Source organism: Flavobacterium ardleyense (assembly GCF_033547075.1).
GTDB lineage: Bacteria > Bacteroidota > Bacteroidia > Flavobacteriales > Flavobacteriaceae > Flavobacterium > Flavobacterium ardleyense_A.
Genome location: NZ_CP137891.1, coordinates 2644247 through 2661569 on the forward strand (window position 1 = coordinate 2644247; position 17323 = coordinate 2661569).

A 17323-nucleotide genomic window follows, 5' to 3' on the forward strand; every position below is an offset into this window, starting at 1 on the left:
ATAAAATGATAACGTCCTTTATATAATTATATTATTTTTGATGAAAAGTATTTAATCTGATGGAACATTTAAAAATATTTACAAATAAAGATTTAGCGCAACTCACAAATTATCGAAGTGGCGAACTTAAATTTGGAGAAAAAGTACAGATTGTGCCAGCAGGCATGTCGGTGACCGAGTTTTTGTCCAGTAATGAAGCTGAATTTGTTCTATTTGGAATTCCTGAAGATATAGGAGTTCGGGCAAATGGAGGTCGAAAAGGAGCCGCATCAGCTTGGAAAGATACCGTGAAAAGTGTACTTAATATTCAACATAATAAGTTTTGTAAAGGTTCCAATCTAATTATATTAGGTTTTTTAGATTTCCAAAAGGAAGTTGCCATTGCCGAAGAACTAGAAATTAGTAATCTTGAGCACCGAAATCAGCTGCATAATATAGTTTCATCAATTGATAAGGAAGTATGTCATTTGGTTTCTCTAATTGTAAAATTGGGCAAAATTCCAATTATCATTGGTGGAGGTCACAATAATGCCTATGGAAATATAAAAGGTTCTGCTCTCGCAAAAGGTCAAAAAATCAACGCTATAAATTTTGATGCTCACAGTGATTTTAGAGCTCTCGAAGGAAGACATAGTGGTAATGGTTTTTCTTATGCCTTTGACGAGGGTTTCCTAAAAAAATACTTCGCGTTTGGACTGCATGAAAACTATAATTCGAAAGCTGTGCTTGAAGTTTTTCGTAAAAACGAAGATTATTTACAGTTTAATACCTACGAAGAGATTAAAATAAGACAGTCTAAAAAATTTTCGCAAGAACTTGATGATGCATTAGCGTTTATTGCTGATGATTATTTTGGAATCGAACTTGATTTAGATTCCCTGCCTAACATCGCCTCTAGTGCGATGACTTCGACAGGTTTTTCTGTTGAAGATGCTCGAAGATTTGTCGATTTTTATGGTAGAAATGAAAATTCAATCTACTTGCATATTGCAGAAGGAGCTCCCAATTTGGCAGAAGAAAAAACTCAACATCTAGTGGGAAAATTAATTGCGTATTTAATTACTGATTTTATGAAAAGCAAATCTGATTTGTAAATTTAGAATACAAGATAAATAGTCGAAAAGCAAGTTAACAAATAAGTGTATATTTGCAGCGCCTTTATGTTGAATGCAAAGGTTTAATCAATTATTTTAGATGTTATTCGAAGAAATATCGCTCTCAAAGAGCATACAAAGAGCAGTTTATGAAGAGGGTTATATTACTCTTACTCCAATACAAGAACAATCAATACCAGTTATTTTAGAAGGTAAAGATATAATAGGATGCGCTCAAACAGGTACAGGAAAAACAGGAGCTTTTGCAATTCCCGTAATCCATCAATTGCACCGAAAAGTGGGATCGTCAAAAAAGCATAAAGTAATTAGAGCACTTGTAGTTGCTCCTACTCGCGAACTTGCTGTACAAATTGGGGAAAGTTTTGATAAATACGGAAAATATACAAATTTAGTTCAGCTGACAATTTTTGGTGGAGTTTCTCAAATTCCCCAAGTAAGTCAGCTAGACCGAGGTATCGATATTCTAGTTGCTACGCCAGGACGATTATTAGATCTTCATAAACAAGGATTTATAGATTTAACTCAAATTGATACTTTAATCCTTGACGAAGCAGATCAAATGCTAGATATGGGATTTATAAACGATATCAAGAAAATTGTGAAGTTAGTTCCAAATGACCGACAAACTTTATTATTTTCGGCTACAATGCCTATGTCTATCAGAGAACTGGCAGAGATGTTTTTAAAAAATCCTGTAAAGGTAGAAGTTGCTCCCGTTTCTTCGACTGCCGAAAATGTAGAGCAGCGATTATATTTTGTTGATAAGGCTGATAAGAGACAATTGCTTCACCACCTTATAACGCAAGAAAATATTACCGATGTTTTGGTTTTTTCTCGTACTAAGCACGGCGCTGATAATATTGTCAAAGCTTTAAGAAAACAGGGGGTTGCCGCCGATGCAATTCACGGTGATAAATCTCAAAATGCAAGACAAAGAGTTCTTGAAAGTTTTAAAAGTAAAGAAGTAGGTGTTCTTGTTGCAACTGATATTGCTGCACGCGGAATTGATATTGATCAATTAGACTACGTAATAAATTTTGATCTCCCAAATATACCTGAAACGTACGTGCACCGAATTGGTCGTACAGGTCGCGCTGGAAATAATGGTGTTGCCATTTCTTTTTGCGGTAAAGACGAATTACCTTATTGGAAAGATATTAAAAAACTAATAAAAGTAGACGTTACAGAAATAAAGGACCATCCTTATCCTTGGAATGGAAATGCCGAATCGGATAAACCTCAATCAAATTCTAATAGAAGTGGTGGAGCGCATAAATCTAGAAAATCTGATGCATCTAAAAAAAATAAAAAACGTTGGTACTAACCAACGTTTTTTTTTATTTCACAAGTCTGTTAATAATGGTGAATAAGGTAACAGCTTCAAAAGGTTTCACTAAACAATCATCCATTCCACTTGCAAGGACGCGCTCTATAATTTCATCCCTACCATAAGCTGTTAGTGCGATAATAGGAATTTTGAAACCTCGTTTTCTTATTTCTCTACTAGTTTCATAACCGTCCATTACTGGCATATTAATATCCATTAAAATTGCGTCAAAATGCTCACTTTCCAATAAATCTAATGCTTTAGAGCCACTCTCCGCCACCTCACAACTATGATTTTTATCCCTCAAAGTTTTGCAAGTGACAATTTGATTAATTTTATTATCTTCTACCACAAGAATCTTAAGTGGTTTGCATGTTTGATGATCAATTATTTCATCTTCCATCATTTTTTTACATTTTTCTTGATCGGCATCAAACGGTATGGTGAATGTAAATGTTGAACCCACATGTTCTTCGCTCTCAATATAAATTTCACTTCCAAACAAATTTACAAGCTTCTTTACAATTGATAATCCTAGACCTGTACCTTGATAATCTTCATTTTTCCGTTCAATTTGAACAAATTTATCAAATATCTTTTCTTGATTTTTCTTAGCGATTCCTATTCCATGATCTATAACTTCAAATTTCAAAAAGCAGACCTCCCCTAATTTTTTATCTAAAGAAACTTTTAATAAAACTTCGTCATTAGAAGTGAATTTTAATGCGTTGCTAATTAAATTTATCAAAATTTGACACAATCGAATTTTATCCCCAATTAAATTTGCGGGAATATCTTTGGCAATATCCAAAACAATGTTGTTTTTATTAAATTTTGAAATAAAACTGAGACTATCTTTAATAGTCTCGAGCTGGTCCACTAGATTGAAACAATACTTCTCCAGCACAAGTTTATTTTCTTCTATTTTATTAATTTGCAAAATATCATTCACAAGCGATAATAAATATTCCGCAGAGAATTTTAGTGAATTTAAATGTTTACTATTTGCAGAACCTTTATACTCCTCCATTATCATATCTGCTAGCCCTACTACTCCATATAGTGGAGTTCGCAATTCATGACTAATGGTAGATACAAATTGGGTTTTCACCTTTGCAGCCTCAATGGCCATGTCTTTTGCGATTTTTAATTCACTGTTTGCAATTTGCAATTCGGAGTTGAGTTTCTTTTTATAAAGATAATTTTTGTAGACACTATATAAAATAATCAAGAGGCCAATTATTCCCGCGACAAACAAATAGACTGTAATTCTTGATTTCTTTAACTTACTTGCTTGGTCAGCTTTTTCTTGGTTTATCTGAACCAATGCTCGTTTATACTCATCAATTTCAAAATTTAGACCTTCTGATAATGCTTTTTTAAGCTTCTGCTGATCATAAATTTTAGATCTCAAAATTCTATATTGATCTAAATTTTCAAATGCACTCTTATACAGCCCATATTTGTTTAAAAACATAGAATATTCTAAATAGGCGAATGACAAATCTACATCTTGTTTTAATCGAGTCGCTTCAGCAATACTTTTTTCAAAGTCACTAGTAGCAATGTCAACCTTTCCTTTATAGGAATTATACATTCCGTTAAGCATAAAAACCACAGGTACTGCGTCTGCATTGAGATAATGAATATTCTTATTGATATAATTAAGGTGCTTGTATCCCTCGTCGTATTGGCCTATATCAAATTTTGCCCAAGCAAGGTTTAAATTTGCAAATGCAACACGTGATGTATCCTGAATTTGCTCGCCATAGAAAATTGATTTATCATAAAGATCGAGCGCCTTCTCATATTCTTTTTTGTGAAAGAAATATATGTTGCCAATATTATTATTTATTCGCGACAACAGGTCAGAATTGCCAATTTTCTCTGCGTACTGCAATGCTATATTGTAATTTGCTATCGACTTTTCATATTCTGATAATTCTTCATAATTAGAGGCAATTATTTTATAAGAGATACTTTTAAAATAATCATCATTGAGACTTATCGATAGTTTGAGTGCTTCTCGGGCATAAAAAAGCGATTCCTTAAACTCTGAGTTATTAAGGAATCGCTCTGATTTTTGCGTAAGCATCAAAATTTGCTCTTTACTAATAGTAGTTTCTTGCCCAACCAATACATTGCTGGAAAACAAGAATATTAGTAACGTAATAATGGTCCGACACACATGCATATCTGAAATATTTCAATTCAAATATACACTATTCATTTTAACATTAATTAACCTCTAATCAATTTTCTATATTTCAATCTTTTTGGAGTTAAGTCACCGCCCAATCTTTTGCGCTTATTCTCCTCATATTCTGAGAAACTACCTTCAAAAAAGTAAACTTCAGAATTTCCTTCAAATGCAAGAATGTGTGTACAAATTCTATCAAGAAACCATCTATCGTGCGAAATAACAACTGCACAACCAGCAAAGCTGTCAAGACCTTCCTCTAACGCTCTCAAGGTGTTAATGTCCAAATCATTGGTTGGCTCATCTAATAAAAGAACGTTTCCTTCTTCTTTTAATGTCATTGCCAAGTGCAATCTATTACGTTCTCCTCCAGATAAAGTTGCAACTTTTTTATTTTGATCGCTTCCGCCAAAATTAAATCGACTTAAGTAAGCTCGAGAATTTACTTGACGGCCGCCCATCATAATTAATTCTTGGCCATCACAGAAATTTTCCCAAATGGTTTTATTTGGATCAATATTAGAGTGTGCTTGATCTACATAAGCGATTTTCACAGTTTCACCAACATTAAAAGTTCCTGAATCTGTTTGCTCTTCACCCATTATCATTCTGAAAATAGTAGATTTACCAGCTCCGTTTGGTCCGATAATTCCAACAATTCCAGCTTGTGGTAATGTGAAATTTAAATTATCATATAATAACTTATCGCCAAACGCTTTTGAAACATTTACTGCCTCGATTACGTTTGTACCTAGACGAGGACCATTAGGAATATAGATTTCTAGTTTCTCGTCAAGTGCTTTCTGATCTTCGTTTAATAATTTATCGTAATTCTGCAAACGTGCCTTTTGTTTAGTCTGACGACCTTTTGCTCCCTGACGAACCCAGTCCAACTCACGCTCTAAGTTTTTTCGGCGCTTACTTGCAACTTTTTCTTCCAATGCCATTCTGCTAGATTTCTGATCTAACCAAGAAGAATAATTTCCTTTCCACGGAATACCTTCTCCTCTATCAAGTTCTAAAATCCATCCTGCCACATTGTCAAGGAAATAACGGTCGTGAGTTACTGCAATTACAGTTCCGGCATACTGTGCCAAGTGCTGTTCAAGCCATAAAACACTTTCTGCATCAAGGTGGTTGGTAGGCTCATCCAAGAGCAAAACGTCTGGCTGCTGCAACAATAATCTACACAAAGCAACACGACGACGCTCACCACCTGATAAATTTTTAATTGGAGTATCACCTTCTGGAGTACGCAACGCATCCATAGCAATCTCTAATTTTGTATCTATTTCCCAAGCTCCTAGCGCATCAATTTTGTCTTGAAGTGCCGCTTGTCTGTCCATCAGTTTGTCCATCTTGTCTGCATCTTCATACACTTCTGGAAGACCAAACATATCATTGATTTTATTAAACTCTTCAAGTACAGCCATCGTTTCAGAAACACCTTCACGAACTATTTCAATAACTGTCTTGCTGTCATCCAAAATTGGCTCTTGCTCCAGATATCCAACCGTGTAACCAGGGGCAAAAACAACATCACCTTGGTAATTTTTATCAACACCAGCAATGATTTTTAATAAAGAAGATTTTCCCGATCCGTTAAGACCCAAAATTCCAATCTTTGCACCATAGAAAAAACTTAAATATATATTTTTCAAAACTTGCTTGTCGCTACTTGAGTAGGTCTTACTCAATTTTGACATCGAAAAAATAACTTTTTTATCGTCTGACATTTATTCTTTTATTTAATAATTAAAATTCTTACTTCTAAAATCTCTAAGCAATAAATATTTTTTTTGAATTTAATTTATTGCAGTTTGCAAATTTACTGATAATTCTTGAGCATATTAAACTATCTAAAGCTTATAAACAATATGTCAACTACTATACACGGCCTTTTAAGGCATTAAATACCCACGCATTTGCAAAGAAACCCACCCCAACGGCTGCAAATCCCCAGCCCGACACATCTTGATATCTAAAAGCTCCCAGACAAATAAGAATAATGCCCATAACAATCATTATCAAAGTAGCCCACGCCAAAATGCTATTCTTATTTCTAGACATAATTGATTACATTGAAGTATTTATGCAAATATCGTTATATATAATTACTCTCAAAAACTTTAAAAAGTCAGTTGTCAATATTCTATTGTTAATAAGCGAAAATACAACTTAAAGCAATATAATCTAGTAACTTACAAACATGTAAATGAAGAAAACTCTAATATTTCTTATGAGTGGTATCAACATTTCTATTTTTAATATTGTTCGAAAGTTGTTGATTGCAAAGCGACAACTTTCGGATAATTATTAAGATCATCAAGTTCGTTTGCAACATTTTGGTTGGGAGTATGCCAAAACCTTTAAACTTGTCTTAAAGATCATTTAAATAACATAGTCGGGAAAATTTTCTCAACTGACATAAAAAGAATTAATTTTCTTTACCACTCTAAGATGTAAGACCCAGATTATCTTGCGAGCAGAAACTCTATTTTAATCCAATTTCATGACGCAATTTTAATGGTCAAATTGTATTAACTACATATTCTAAAATGGTCTTAGTGGAAATATTTAGCAACTTGCAAATGCTAACAACCTCAATTAAAAGAGTCTTTTATTACATAAAAATTTTAATTAGCAGCTCTTTGTATAAATCGGCTTGGGTCATGCTTGCACCTACTCCTTTACTTTTAACGTCAATTTCTCGAATACTATTGAGAACTTGACTGACCTTTCTCATCGAATAATTTTTAATGGCAATATCATAATCCTTCATAAAGTAAGGATGTATTCCTAGAAGACTAGCGACGTTCTTTGGGTTTTTATCTTTGGTACCATGGTATTTCATCAGTTGAATGAAAAATGAAAAAATTTGCGGCAACGTTTTTGGAAGCGGATTTTCTTTAGGATTTTGAGCAAAATTATTCACAATCTGATACGCTTTAAACTCATTGCGCTCTCCAATGGCATTTCGCAATTCAAAAACGTTAAAATCTTTACTGAAACCTATGTTCTCTTCGATATTTGCCGCAGTAATTGTGCTGCCTTTCGGCAAAATTATCTCAAGCTTTCCTAATTCATTGCTAATTTTTGAAAGGTCAGTTCCGAGAAATTCCCCAAGCACTGCAGCCGCTTTTGGCTCGATCTTATAGCCTCTACCTTGTAATTCAGTCCGCATCCAAGTTAAAACCTGGTTATCATACAATTTTTTACTTTCCAATAAAACCCCCTTTTCTTTAATAAGTTTGGCGATTCTTTTGCGCTTATCTACGGTTTTATACTTGTAACAAATGACCAGTACAGTTGTAGGCGTAGGGTTTTCTAGATATTTTTCCAAGATATCCATGTCACCTTTGATGTCTTGTGCTTCTTTTACGATAATTACTTGCTTTTCGGCCATCATCGGATACCTTTTGCAATCCGAAATTATCTCATCATATTTGACATCTCTTCCGTATAGGATAGTTTGATTAAAACCTTTTTCTTCCTCGCTCAGTACGTTCTCTTCGATGTAATCGCTAACCACATCAATAAAATAACTCTCTTCGCCTGAAAGAAAATAAATTGGCTTTATAATTCCGTTTTTTAGATCCGCTATAATTTTGGTAATTTCGTCCAAGTCTTTTAGTGTTTAAAGTCCATTTTTAGACTTTTTATTTTAAATAAGATACCTTTGCAATATGCAGCAGCTTAATTTTCCTCCCTGTAAATTTCGATTCAAAAATAGCGAAAATAAGATTGCCATCTTTGACGAAATTAGAAAAAAATTTATATTCCTCACCCCCGAAGAATGGGTAAGACAGCATGTAGTTCATTTTTTAATTAATTTCAAAAACTATCCTGCATCATTGATAAATGTTGAAAAGCAACTTAAAATAAACGGTCTAATAAAGCGCTACGACGTCGTGGTATATCATCCCGACGGTGCAATAAATGTGTTAGTAGAATGCAAAGCGCCATCGGTAAAAATCACTCAGGAAACATTTGACCAAATTGCAAGGTATAATCACACTCTAAATGCTGGTTATTTGATGGTAACAAATGGATTGAATCATTACTTTTGCCAAATGGATTTTGAATTAGAAAAATACCACTTTCTGGAAGACATCCCTAATTATCAAGCTCAAGTATGAAAAGAATCGCAGTAGTTATTCTAAATTGGAATGGTAAAGATTTGTTGGAAAAATTTCTTCCCTCACTAATAAAATTTTCAGACCCAGCAAATCTGTATATTATTGACAACGCCTCTTTTGATGGATCACAGAAATTTATTAAAGAAAACTTTCCTACGATTAATATTATTCAGAATGAGGGCAATTACGGCTTCGCAAAAGGATATAATCTAGGATTAAATAACATTCAGGAAGAGTATTTAGCATTGGTAAATTCTGATATTGAAGTTACAGAAAATTGGCTGCAGCCGATAATTGATTTGTTTGATAATTCAAAATCTGTCTGTATTATTCAACCTAAAATTCTTGACTACAAACAAAAAACGCATTTTGAGTATGCTGGAGCTGCTGGTGGATTTATTGACAAATACGGTTATCCTTATTGTAGGGGACGTATTTTTGAAAGCATCGAACAAGATACCGGACAATATGATGATGAGGTAGAGATATTTTGGGCTTCGGGCGCTTGCTTTTTCATTCGTAATGATACTTATAAAACTTTAAAAGGATTTGATGAAGATTTTTTTGCGCATCAAGAAGAAATTGATCTTTGCTGGCGTGCCTTTAATGCAGATTACAAAATAATGTATACTCACAAATCGGTAGTTTATCACGTAGGTGGAGCAACTCTCGGAGCAAATAATCCACACAAAACTTATCTAAATTTCCGAAATTCCCTGGCAATGCTTTTAAAAAATTTGCCCGGTACTAAAGTTGTACCAATTATAGTCTCGAGAATGCTCCTAGATGGCGTTGCATTTTTTAAATTTGTATTCGAAGGTAAATTTTTGCACGGATTCGCCATTTTAAAAGCTCATTTCTCATTTTACCTCTCAATTAAGGCTAACTATCAAAAACGTAGTAAGACCCTGAAATTCAACTATTACAATACGGATAGTATCGTATATAAATATTTTTTTAAGAAAATTTATACTTATAAAAATTTGCTTTAACAAAGGTTTATGCACAATTTGTTTTCTTTCATGGAAAGAAATGTTAAATTTGTCTTTGTAATAAAAAAACTAACCTATGAAAAAAGTACTTGTAACATTATCCTTGGTAGCATTTCTTGCTACATCTTGTGGTACGAAGAAGAAGATTACCGAGCTGGAAGGTAAAAACAAAGAGATTCAGGATCTTCTTAACACAGCAACTGTAAAGTTGAATACGTGCCTAAGTGAAAAAGAAACCCTAACTGGTCAAATTGATTTCTTAAAAAGAAATAATACCGATTTGATTAACAATATGGGTAATATGACGACACTTTCTACAAAAGGTGCTCAAAATATTGAGAAAGCTCTGGAAAGTATGAAAGAGAAAGATTTAAAAATCTCTAGAATGCAAGACGCACTTACTAAAAAAGATAGTGTAACTTTAGCTTTAGTTTCAAGTCTTAAAAGCTCTGTGGGAATAAATGATCCAGATATTCAAATCAATGTTGAAAAAGGAGTTGTATTTATTTCTATCTCAGACAAATTGTTATTTAAAAGCGGAAGTTCTGTTGTAACTGATAGAGCAAAAGAAATTTTAGGTAAAGTTGCAAAAGTAGTTAAAGACAAACCAACATTTGAATGTATGGTTGAAGGACACACAGATAATGTGCCTTTTATCAGCAATGGTGTTTTACTTGACAACTGGGATTTAAGTGTAAAACGTGCTACATCTATCGTTAGAGTACTTACTAATGATCATAATGTAAATCCAAAGCAATTAATTGCTGCAGGTCGTGGAGAATTTATTCCTTTAGTTGAGAATAATTCTGCTGAAAACAGAGCAGTGAACAGAAGAACAAGAATTGTTGTGATGCCAAAAATTGATGAATTTTACAATATGATTGAACAAGAAATGAAAAAGTTAACGAAGTAATATTCCTAATTTTATATATCAAAATGCAGCAATTTTATAATTGCTGCATTTTTTTTAGAGTTAACTTTCAGATTCAGTGCAGTTATTAACTACTTGCAATTTGTCGCATAATGAAACAGTCAACAACAATAACAATTTATACCATTGGACACTCAACCCGAGACATTAGTGAGTTTCTGGAAATGCTTTGTAATAATGAAATCCAATGTTTGGTAGATGTGCGTCGTTTTCCTTCTTCAAAGAAGTTTCCTGATTATAATCAAGATTCATTGAAAGAAACATTATCTGAAAATGAAATACTGTACATGCACATCGAGGCGCTAGGAGGCAGAAGAAAAGCTTTAAAAGATTCGCCAAATTTTGTTTGGCAGCATCCTTCTTTTCGAGGCTATGCAGATTATATGGAAACATCCGAATTTCAACTAGCTGTAAAAGAATTAGAATTAATTGCGACACAAAAAGTTACGGCAATAATGTGCTCAGAAGCTGTATTTTGGAGATGCCACCGATCAATGATTTCTGATTATCTAAAATCTGAAAATTATACTGTTTTGCATATTATGAGCACTACAAAGTTGACCGAACATCCTTATACTGCGCCCGCACAGGTGGTTGATGGAAAACTTACATACCATCAGCAACCCATATAAGCCTAAATTTTCTGCAATGCCTCTATAAGCAAATCTACTTCCTCCTTTGTGTTTTCGAAAGAAAATGAAATTCTTAAACTAGGTTTTTTTAATTCAGCTTCATCTAAGATTTCAGCCAAAACGTGAGAAGGCTTAATACTTCCAGACTGACAAGCACTTCCCCTCGATACTGCAATCCCTTTCATGTCCAGCGAAAATAGTAACATTGACGCTTTGTCTGCTGGAAATGGCAAACGAACATTTAGAATGGTAGGAAATGTTTCGAAAATTGCATTTACCGGATTGCTTTCTCCATTAATTTGCGTTCCAGGAAATTTTGCTACTAATTTTTCAAACGCATAAGTTTTTAATTCAGAAATATGTTTCATTTCTTCGGTCAAATTGTCAAAATTCATTTCTAGGGCTTTGGCCATTCCTATAATATTGTGCACAGATTCGGTGCCCGCGCGTAAGCCTTTCTCTTGAGCGCCACCATATATCATAGGATTAATTACTGTTCCTTTTCTAACAAATAAAAATCCTACCCCTTTTGGTCCGTGGAATTTGTGGGCACTTGCAGCAAAAAAGTCGATGTCAATTTCAGAAAAATTTAAATCCATTTTCCCTATAGACTGAACAGTATCCGAATGAAAATAGGCATTATACTGTTTGCAAATCTTTCCCACTAGAGCAATATCAATCATGGATCCTGTCTCGTTATTTACGTGCATCAAACTAACAAGCGTTTTCTTTGCATCTGAAAGTAATTCAGAAAGATGAGAAATATCTACTGATCCATTTTTCCTGAGTTTTACATACTCGACTTCAACACCAAATTCTTTTTCCAAATGATCTAATGTATGCAAAACAGCGTGATGTTCAGTGCGAGCGCTAATTATTCTTTTTACATTTAAAGTTTTTACCGCTTCAGTCAGGGCCCAATTATCTGCTTCTGTTCCACCTGAGCAAAAAATAATTTCTTGCGAACTTACATGCAACTTTTTTGCAATTGATTTTCGCGCAAGCTCTAACGAACTTTTTGCCTGTCTGCCAACACCATAAACAGATGAGGGGTTGCCGTAATTTGTAAGTAGAGATTCTGCGATAGCCGCAATAACTTCGGGTCTTACTGCAGTAGTTGCAGCATTATCAAGATATACTGTATTCATGTTGCAAAGGTACAATTCTTAGATAATATTCCCGACATTCATATTCTTTAGCTTGTTGCCAGAAAAATATCTTATTTTTGTTTTAAATTAAATCTTACAATGAAAAAGTTTCTGATTTTAGCGCTTATTACAATATTTGCCACAGGCTGTGACGACGGAATTATAAAGGTCGAAAATCTCGATTTTGCTGACTCAGTTACACAAAGTTGTGGGAATTTGGTTTTTAAATTAAATGATAACGAGGCGTTGCTTATTTCGCTTCCTGAAGCTGCCTACAACACTGCTTTTACTAATAAACCGACTGCAGTAGGTGTTCCGATTCTAATTCCAATTAATTCTGATAACAGAGTTTTATATCGATTTTATGATGGAACTGTAAGTTCAGAAACAGTATGCAACGTCATTCCTCCCATAAATCCGAAGGCCCAAGATGAGTGGATTGGTATTTCTGGAAACATACAAATTACCACTACGGCGATTATCGAACCAAATACCGACTTAGAAGGTGGTCAGAAAATTAGTGGATACAAGCATCAGATAACCTTCAAAAACATTACTTTCCAAAAGGAAGGTGGAAACCAATTTTATGACACGTTTGTTTTTGGAGTATTTCAGCAATCTGTACAGCCCATTTCATTTGTATTTGATGAAAATTTAGAGAAATGTACAAATAGTAATTTGATTTTTAATATTGCGGGATCATCGGCATTTACCTTAAATATCGATCCAAATTTAATTTTAAGTCAAGTTACAACTATTGACCAACCGCGCGTTGGCTACATCGAAGCAGACAAAAATATTTTAAAATACACCAAATTTGCTGCAGTTGTAACTTCTAATTACTATTGTGGAACAACTGTGCCAACGGTTCCAGCGATTCTAGAAACATACACTGGAGTGATTGGCGTTACAAATGTAAGTGGCATTATCGAAGTGACCACAACTACAAATGGTACAGGGTTTTTGCACGAAATTCACCTTAAAAAGGTCATGCTGACCAGCGATTTGGGCGTCTCGTTCCTTTTGGCTGATGATTATTTTTATGGGCAATTGATCACAAATTAGAATTTAAGTGGACTGTATAAAAAAGCGCAATAGTTTATCGACTATTGCGCTTTTTTATACAGTCAATGTCCCGTCCTGAAATAGCGATACACAAAATGTATCATTATGAAAGAAGATCAGGGAAACCGCTACATCAAGCGCACACAGAAAGACTACACTATGTCTTTTAAATTACAAATTGTTCAAGAAATAGAGAAAGGATCTCGGTCTATTTCTGAAGTAACCAAAGAATATGGGATACAAAGTCATAGTACGGTTCTTAATTGGTTGCGAAAATTCGGTAACTTTGATTGGGAGAATCAAATACCAACTACTATGACAAAGTCACCAGAACAGAAGGTAATGGAGCTTGAAGCCAAAGTAAAACTACTGGAGAAGCAGAAGTCGCTTTTGGAACACCAAGCTTTTGTTGCAGATAAAAAAGCAATCATTTTCGATATGATGATTGATCTCGCTGAGAAAGAATATAAAATTGATATACGAAAAAACTCCTCACCCGAACAATCGACAATTTTAAAGAGCAAGAACACCAAACAGTAGTGTTCGCCTGTAATTTGTTCGGGGTAGACAGACAGGTTTATTATCGAAATATTAAAAGAAAGTCCGTAAAAGAGTCTAAAGCAATTGAAGTTGTATCGATGGTTCTATATATTAGGAAATCTATGCCCAGACTTGGTACAAAGAAATCGTACCATCTTTTAAAGGATCAATTGAAACCATTAAAAATAGGCAGGGATAAATTATTTAATATATTAAGGGCTAATCACTTACTAATCCAGCCTAGACGCAGCTATCACATCACAACTAACTCACATCATCACTTTAGAAAACATAAAAATCAAGTCCTTGGTTTAGAAATAAACAGACCTGATCAAGTATGGGTCTCTGATATAACATACATAGGCAGAAGAGAAAATCCTTGTTATTTAAGCATCATTACCGATGCATATTCTAAGAAGATTATGGGACACTACGTTGCCGATAATATGAATACTGAAAGCAGCGCATTAGCATTGAGGATGGCAATTAAACAAAGGAAAAGCAAGCAAGTTCCACTAATTCATCACTCGGATAAAGGCCTACAATATTGCGCAAAGGATTATCAAAAGATCTTAAGAAAAAATGGAATAGTAGCTAGTATGACACAGAACTCAGATCCGTACGAAAACGCCGTGGCCGAAAGAATCAATGGGATATTAAAACAGGAATTTATGATTGACAAATACAATCTAAAATTGAATCTAATCAAGAGCCTGGTTAAGGAATCAATTGACACTTACAATGAACTACGACCACATTATTCTAATTATATGCTAACTCCTAACCAAATGCATTTGCAGAACATAATTAAAATGAGAACCTATAAAACAAAAAAAAACACTTGCGAAAATGATTTTGCAAGTGTTTAATTAAATATTTTTGTCTAATAATCTGTATCGCTTATTTAGGACTAGACACAAATCTTTATTTTGCATTCTTCAATTTCCATTTGGGCGAGACTCTCGCCATAATCTTTTCAGTAAAATTGACTATTTTCTTGTGGTTCAGCTCAGGCTTTCCCTTCTCAATCTTGTTGCAACGTTTGCTCCGCAAAGCCACAATAAAGGATTTTCTTCGCCAGCTCGCATAAGCTTAGGTCCACTGCGATCGCTCTCGCAAAACATCAATGGTCAGTATATTTATAGTAATCTCAGAGTGTAGTCTTATTTCGAGCTTTTCAAATTAGAGTAATGACTGATTTAGTTAATTTTAAAAGTTATTTAAAGAGCCAAAGGCAATTCGGCGAAAGCCAAAAAATACTATTTCGACTGCTTAATTATAACTTCTGTCGCACCAACACCATATTTCTGATAATTAGCATCTTTAAAATCGATATTATCATATCTGCCAAGCATAAAATCCAATTCAGATTTCAAAATACCTTCACCAACTCCGTGGATAAATATAATTTTTGGTATTCTATTTCGAATAGCAAACTCAACGTGACGCTTAGCAGTTTCAGACTGCATCGTGAGAATTTCGTAATTAGAAAGACCTCTCCAGTTTTTAACTAATTTCTCAATATGAAGATCAAATTCTGGTGGCGGAATTTCTCCCTTAGTCTTCTTCTCCTTTACAAAACTTCGAGCTTTGGGAATTTCCTTTTGCTGTAGAATTGAATCAGTATTAAACCTTCCCATTTCTTTTTGAAAATCGCTATTATCCGAAATTTTGATCAGCTCTCTTTCACTAAATGTAATGGTAAATCCATCAATAGTTTCGACCGTTATTCCATTACTATTAAAACCGGTAACTACACCATTCATATCTTCATCTAAAGCCGCAACTTTATCACCAATACTAAAGTTCTTCATCTTCTTCACTTTGATTTTTACTTGGAGTTTTTGAACTTAATCGCATCATTCCAAACATGAAAACTACAAACGCAACTATCATGATATACGGATTAGAATCTTCTTGTGACTGCTCGTAAAAAGCAATGATAATAGCCGCAATCATCAATAATGGAATTAGAAACTTCATAGATTTGGATTTGATTTGCCAAAAATAGCAAACTTTCCCGTGCCTTGTCCTATCTCGCTTAGATTAAAAAACATTTATTTTAATATTCTTTAAACCAATAATCTTTACAAATTTCGAACATAATCAAACCTTTTTTGTAATCTTGCATTAATGAAAATTGAAGCAGAAGATATTATGTTACCCTGTATGAACAAGCAGCTTTTCGGCATTGATTGTCCGGGGTGTGGCACCCAGCGAGCGGTTTCATTACTTTTGCAAGGAGATTTTTCGGCAGCGTTTTCAATGTTTCCAGCAATTTATACTACAATTGCGCTATTTCTACTGTTAGGATTACATATTGTAGACAAACGACGTTCATATCAAAAAATCCTAATTGCCGTTGCAATAATTAATGCAGTAATTATGATAATTTCATATATTTACAAAATGACTAACCTCTAAATAATAATTAAATCTACTTATGGAAAAAAGAAATTTACCCAATGCCACCGCGGTATTAGTGCTGGGAATCATGTCAATATTAACCTGCTGCTGCTACGGAATTGTGGGGCTAATATTTGGAGCTGTAGCTTTGTTCTTAGCGCAGAAAGATTTAAAACTTTACAATGCTGAACCGGAATTGTATCTAAACTACTCAAATCTTAAAATTGGTAGAACACTTGCAATTATTGGTATTAGTTTAAGTGCAATCTATCTTATCATTACAATTTATATGTACCTAGTAATTGGAGAAGCCGGAATGCTTGAAATGATGGAAAATTTGCAGTTGAAAATGGAGCAACAGCAGATGAATAATTAATATAAAAAAAAGGGATTTCAAATTTGAAATCCCTTTTTTATTATAAATGCACTCGTGTATGTAAGTAGCTTAATCTAGTTTCGTTACTGTACCCTTTTGTTTTGCGGCAGATCCTACGATATTAAATTCAAAAATATAAGAATCTTTTGTAGTAGACAGTATCTTCATCGCCACCGCTTTTTGCTCTTCCATATTCTTTGGATTAATTTTCTTCAAAATATATTCACAGTCATTTGTCCATCTTACAGAAGATGTATCCGTTTTACCGTTGTAGGTTTCGATTTCAAAATCCTCAGTGCGTTCAAACATCGTGGTTTCTACTTTACCATTAACTGTATGTTCAAATTTAAATTTACCAGTTTTGAAGTCGGCACAATTGCGGTCCCTTTCGTAGCAAGAAAAAAATAGTGGTACTAAGAATACTAAAAAAAACTTTTTCATTATTAATTTAT

At 33.9% G+C, this 17323-nt stretch carries 19 protein-coding genes; 11 read left to right on the forward strand and 8 right to left on the reverse strand.

Annotated elements, in window-relative coordinates:
* Window positions 1-59: 59 nt before the first annotated feature.
* Both SBO79_RS11465 and SBO79_RS11470 read left to right on the forward strand, forming a co-directional pair.
* Window positions 60-1094 carry a formimidoylglutamase gene (locus tag SBO79_RS11465; RefSeq protein WP_318640538.1) on the forward strand — a complete coding sequence of 345 codons (1035 nt, stop codon included), beginning with the start codon at window positions 60-62 and terminating at the stop codon, window positions 1092-1094.
* Between the two features lie 100 nt (window positions 1095-1194).
* Window positions 1195-2439: a DEAD/DEAH box helicase gene (locus SBO79_RS11470; protein WP_318640539.1), complete on the forward strand. Its 1245-nt coding sequence runs from the start codon at window positions 1195-1197 to the stop codon at window positions 2437-2439.
* A 13-nt stretch (window positions 2440-2452) separates the two neighbouring features.
* On the opposite strand, the gene SBO79_RS11475 is transcribed toward SBO79_RS11470, so the two are convergent.
* From SBO79_RS11475 to holA, 4 genes are all read right to left on the reverse strand, one after another.
* Window positions 2453-4537, reverse strand: a complete 2085-nt coding sequence (locus tag SBO79_RS11475) for a tetratricopeptide repeat-containing hybrid sensor histidine kinase/response regulator (protein ID WP_318643504.1) — start codon at window positions 4535-4537, stop codon at window positions 2453-2455.
* Between the two features lie 146 nt (window positions 4538-4683).
* Entirely contained in the window at window positions 4684-6378 is a 1695-nt protein-coding gene (gene ettA, locus SBO79_RS11480) for an energy-dependent translational throttle protein EttA (RefSeq protein WP_318640540.1), read from the reverse strand.
* 151 nt (window positions 6379-6529) lie between these two features.
* A complete protein-coding gene (locus SBO79_RS11485; protein WP_318640541.1) occupies window positions 6530-6712 on the reverse strand; it encodes a CAL67264 family membrane protein in 183 nt (60 codons plus the stop codon).
* Window positions 6713-7265: 553 nt separating this feature from the next.
* Window positions 7266-8267, reverse strand: coding sequence for a DNA polymerase III subunit delta (gene holA, locus SBO79_RS11490; protein WP_318640542.1), 1002 nt, complete (start codon window positions 8265-8267; stop codon window positions 7266-7268).
* Between the two features lie 61 nt (window positions 8268-8328).
* Here holA and SBO79_RS11495 point away from each other — a divergent pair, with 61 nt between their 5' ends.
* The 4 genes from SBO79_RS11495 to SBO79_RS11510 all read left to right on the forward strand — a co-directional run bounded on the left by SBO79_RS11495 (window position 8329) and on the right by SBO79_RS11510 (window position 11336).
* The gene (locus SBO79_RS11495) at window positions 8329-8781 is read left to right on the forward strand and encodes a type I restriction enzyme HsdR N-terminal domain-containing protein (protein ID WP_318640543.1); all 453 of its coding nucleotides are present in this window, start codon (window positions 8329-8331) and stop codon (window positions 8779-8781) included.
* A complete protein-coding gene (locus tag SBO79_RS11500) occupies window positions 8778-9773 on the forward strand; it encodes a glycosyltransferase family 2 protein (RefSeq protein WP_318640544.1) in 996 nt (331 codons plus the stop codon). The genes SBO79_RS11495 and SBO79_RS11500 overlap by 4 nt, the downstream gene beginning before the upstream one ends.
* Before the next feature lie 76 nt (window positions 9774-9849).
* On the forward strand, window positions 9850-10686 hold the full coding sequence (locus tag SBO79_RS11505) for an OmpA/MotB family protein (RefSeq protein ID WP_318640545.1): 837 nt from the start codon (window positions 9850-9852) through the stop codon (window positions 10684-10686).
* 110 nt (window positions 10687-10796) lie between these two features.
* Window positions 10797-11336: a DUF488 domain-containing protein gene (locus tag SBO79_RS11510; protein ID WP_318640546.1), complete on the forward strand. Its 540-nt coding sequence runs from the start codon at window positions 10797-10799 to the stop codon at window positions 11334-11336.
* A 2-nt stretch (window positions 11337-11338) separates the two neighbouring features.
* Here the strand turns inward: SBO79_RS11510 and SBO79_RS11515 are convergent, their stop codons facing one another.
* Complete coding sequence (locus SBO79_RS11515) at window positions 11339-12484, reverse strand: cysteine desulfurase family protein (RefSeq protein WP_318640547.1); 1146 nt, start codon at window positions 12482-12484, stop codon at window positions 11339-11341.
* A 99-nt stretch (window positions 12485-12583) separates the two neighbouring features.
* On the opposite strand from SBO79_RS11515, the gene SBO79_RS11520 reads away from it, so the two are divergent.
* The 3 genes from SBO79_RS11520 (at window position 12584) to SBO79_RS11530 (ending at window position 14958) form a co-directional block, all read left to right on the forward strand.
* A complete protein-coding gene (locus tag SBO79_RS11520; protein ID WP_318640548.1) occupies window positions 12584-13549 on the forward strand; it encodes a hypothetical protein in 966 nt (321 codons plus the stop codon).
* A gap of 105 nt (window positions 13550-13654) precedes the next feature.
* Window positions 13655-14089, forward strand: a complete 435-nt coding sequence (locus SBO79_RS11525) for a transposase (protein WP_318640142.1) — start codon at window positions 13655-13657, stop codon at window positions 14087-14089.
* The gene (locus tag SBO79_RS11530; RefSeq protein WP_318640549.1) at window positions 14089-14958 is read left to right on the forward strand and encodes an IS3 family transposase; all 870 of its coding nucleotides are present in this window, start codon (window positions 14089-14091) and stop codon (window positions 14956-14958) included. The genes SBO79_RS11525 and SBO79_RS11530 overlap by 1 nt, the downstream gene beginning before the upstream one ends.
* A gap of 390 nt (window positions 14959-15348) precedes the next feature.
* On the opposite strand, the gene SBO79_RS11535 is transcribed toward SBO79_RS11530, so the two are convergent.
* The gene (locus SBO79_RS11535) at window positions 15349-15903 is read right to left on the reverse strand and encodes a DUF8465 domain-containing protein (protein ID WP_318640550.1); all 555 of its coding nucleotides are present in this window, start codon (window positions 15901-15903) and stop codon (window positions 15349-15351) included.
* The gene (locus SBO79_RS11540; RefSeq protein WP_318640551.1) at window positions 15890-16072 is read right to left on the reverse strand and encodes a hypothetical protein; all 183 of its coding nucleotides are present in this window, start codon (window positions 16070-16072) and stop codon (window positions 15890-15892) included. The genes SBO79_RS11535 and SBO79_RS11540 overlap by 14 nt, the downstream gene beginning before the upstream one ends.
* Window positions 16073-16222: 150 nt before the next feature.
* Between SBO79_RS11540 and SBO79_RS11545 the strand changes: the two genes are divergently transcribed.
* Both SBO79_RS11545 and SBO79_RS11550 read left to right on the forward strand, forming a co-directional pair.
* Complete coding sequence (locus SBO79_RS11545) at window positions 16223-16513, forward strand: DUF2752 domain-containing protein (RefSeq protein WP_318640552.1); 291 nt, start codon at window positions 16223-16225, stop codon at window positions 16511-16513.
* A 19-nt stretch (window positions 16514-16532) separates the two neighbouring features.
* Window positions 16533-16871: a CCC motif membrane protein gene (locus tag SBO79_RS11550; protein ID WP_318640553.1), complete on the forward strand. Its 339-nt coding sequence runs from the start codon at window positions 16533-16535 to the stop codon at window positions 16869-16871.
* 69 nt (window positions 16872-16940) lie between these two features.
* On the opposite strand, the gene SBO79_RS11555 is transcribed toward SBO79_RS11550, so the two are convergent.
* Window positions 16941-17312, reverse strand: coding sequence for a DNA topoisomerase IV (locus SBO79_RS11555; protein WP_318640554.1), 372 nt, complete (start codon window positions 17310-17312; stop codon window positions 16941-16943).
* Between the last annotated feature and the right edge of the window lie 11 nt (window positions 17313-17323).

Bases quoted from the DNA above. Each gene is read 5' to 3' on its own strand.
- ettA (WP_318640540.1), bottom strand. From the start codon at position 6,378: ATGTCAGACGATAAAAAAGTTATTTTTTCGATGTCAAAATTGAGTAAG.
- SBO79_RS11470 (WP_318640539.1), top strand. From the start codon at position 1,195: ATGTTATTCGAAGAAATATCGCTCTCAAAGAGCATACAAAGAGCAGTT.
- SBO79_RS11545 (WP_318640552.1), top strand. From the start codon at position 16,223: ATGAAAATTGAAGCAGAAGATATTATGTTACCCTGTATGAACAAGCAG.
- SBO79_RS11500 (WP_318640544.1), top strand. From the start codon at position 8,778: ATGAAAAGAATCGCAGTAGTTATTCTAAATTGGAATGGTAAAGATTTG.
- SBO79_RS11555 (WP_318640554.1), bottom strand. From the start codon at position 17,312: ATGAAAAAGTTTTTTTTAGTATTCTTAGTACCACTATTTTTTTCTTGC.
- SBO79_RS11540 (WP_318640551.1), bottom strand. From the start codon at position 16,072: ATGAAGTTTCTAATTCCATTATTGATGATTGCGGCTATTATCATTGCT.
- SBO79_RS11475 (WP_318643504.1), bottom strand. From the start codon at position 4,537: ATGCTTACGCAAAAATCAGAGCGATTCCTTAATAACTCAGAGTTTAAG.
- SBO79_RS11485 (WP_318640541.1), bottom strand. From the start codon at position 6,712: ATGTCTAGAAATAAGAATAGCATTTTGGCGTGGGCTACTTTGATAATG.
- SBO79_RS11510 (WP_318640546.1), top strand. From the start codon at position 10,797: ATGAAACAGTCAACAACAATAACAATTTATACCATTGGACACTCAACC.
- SBO79_RS11525 (WP_318640142.1), top strand. From the start codon at position 13,655: ATGAAAGAAGATCAGGGAAACCGCTACATCAAGCGCACACAGAAAGAC.
- SBO79_RS11465 (WP_318640538.1), top strand. From the start codon at position 60: ATGGAACATTTAAAAATATTTACAAATAAAGATTTAGCGCAACTCACA.
- SBO79_RS11515 (WP_318640547.1), bottom strand. From the start codon at position 12,484: ATGAATACAGTATATCTTGATAATGCTGCAACTACTGCAGTAAGACCC.
- SBO79_RS11495 (WP_318640543.1), top strand. From the start codon at position 8,329: ATGCAGCAGCTTAATTTTCCTCCCTGTAAATTTCGATTCAAAAATAGC.
- SBO79_RS11550 (WP_318640553.1), top strand. From the start codon at position 16,533: ATGGAAAAAAGAAATTTACCCAATGCCACCGCGGTATTAGTGCTGGGA.
- SBO79_RS11505 (WP_318640545.1), top strand. From the start codon at position 9,850: ATGAAAAAAGTACTTGTAACATTATCCTTGGTAGCATTTCTTGCTACA.
- SBO79_RS11520 (WP_318640548.1), top strand. From the start codon at position 12,584: ATGAAAAAGTTTCTGATTTTAGCGCTTATTACAATATTTGCCACAGGC.
- SBO79_RS11535 (WP_318640550.1), bottom strand. From the start codon at position 15,903: ATGAAGAACTTTAGTATTGGTGATAAAGTTGCGGCTTTAGATGAAGAT.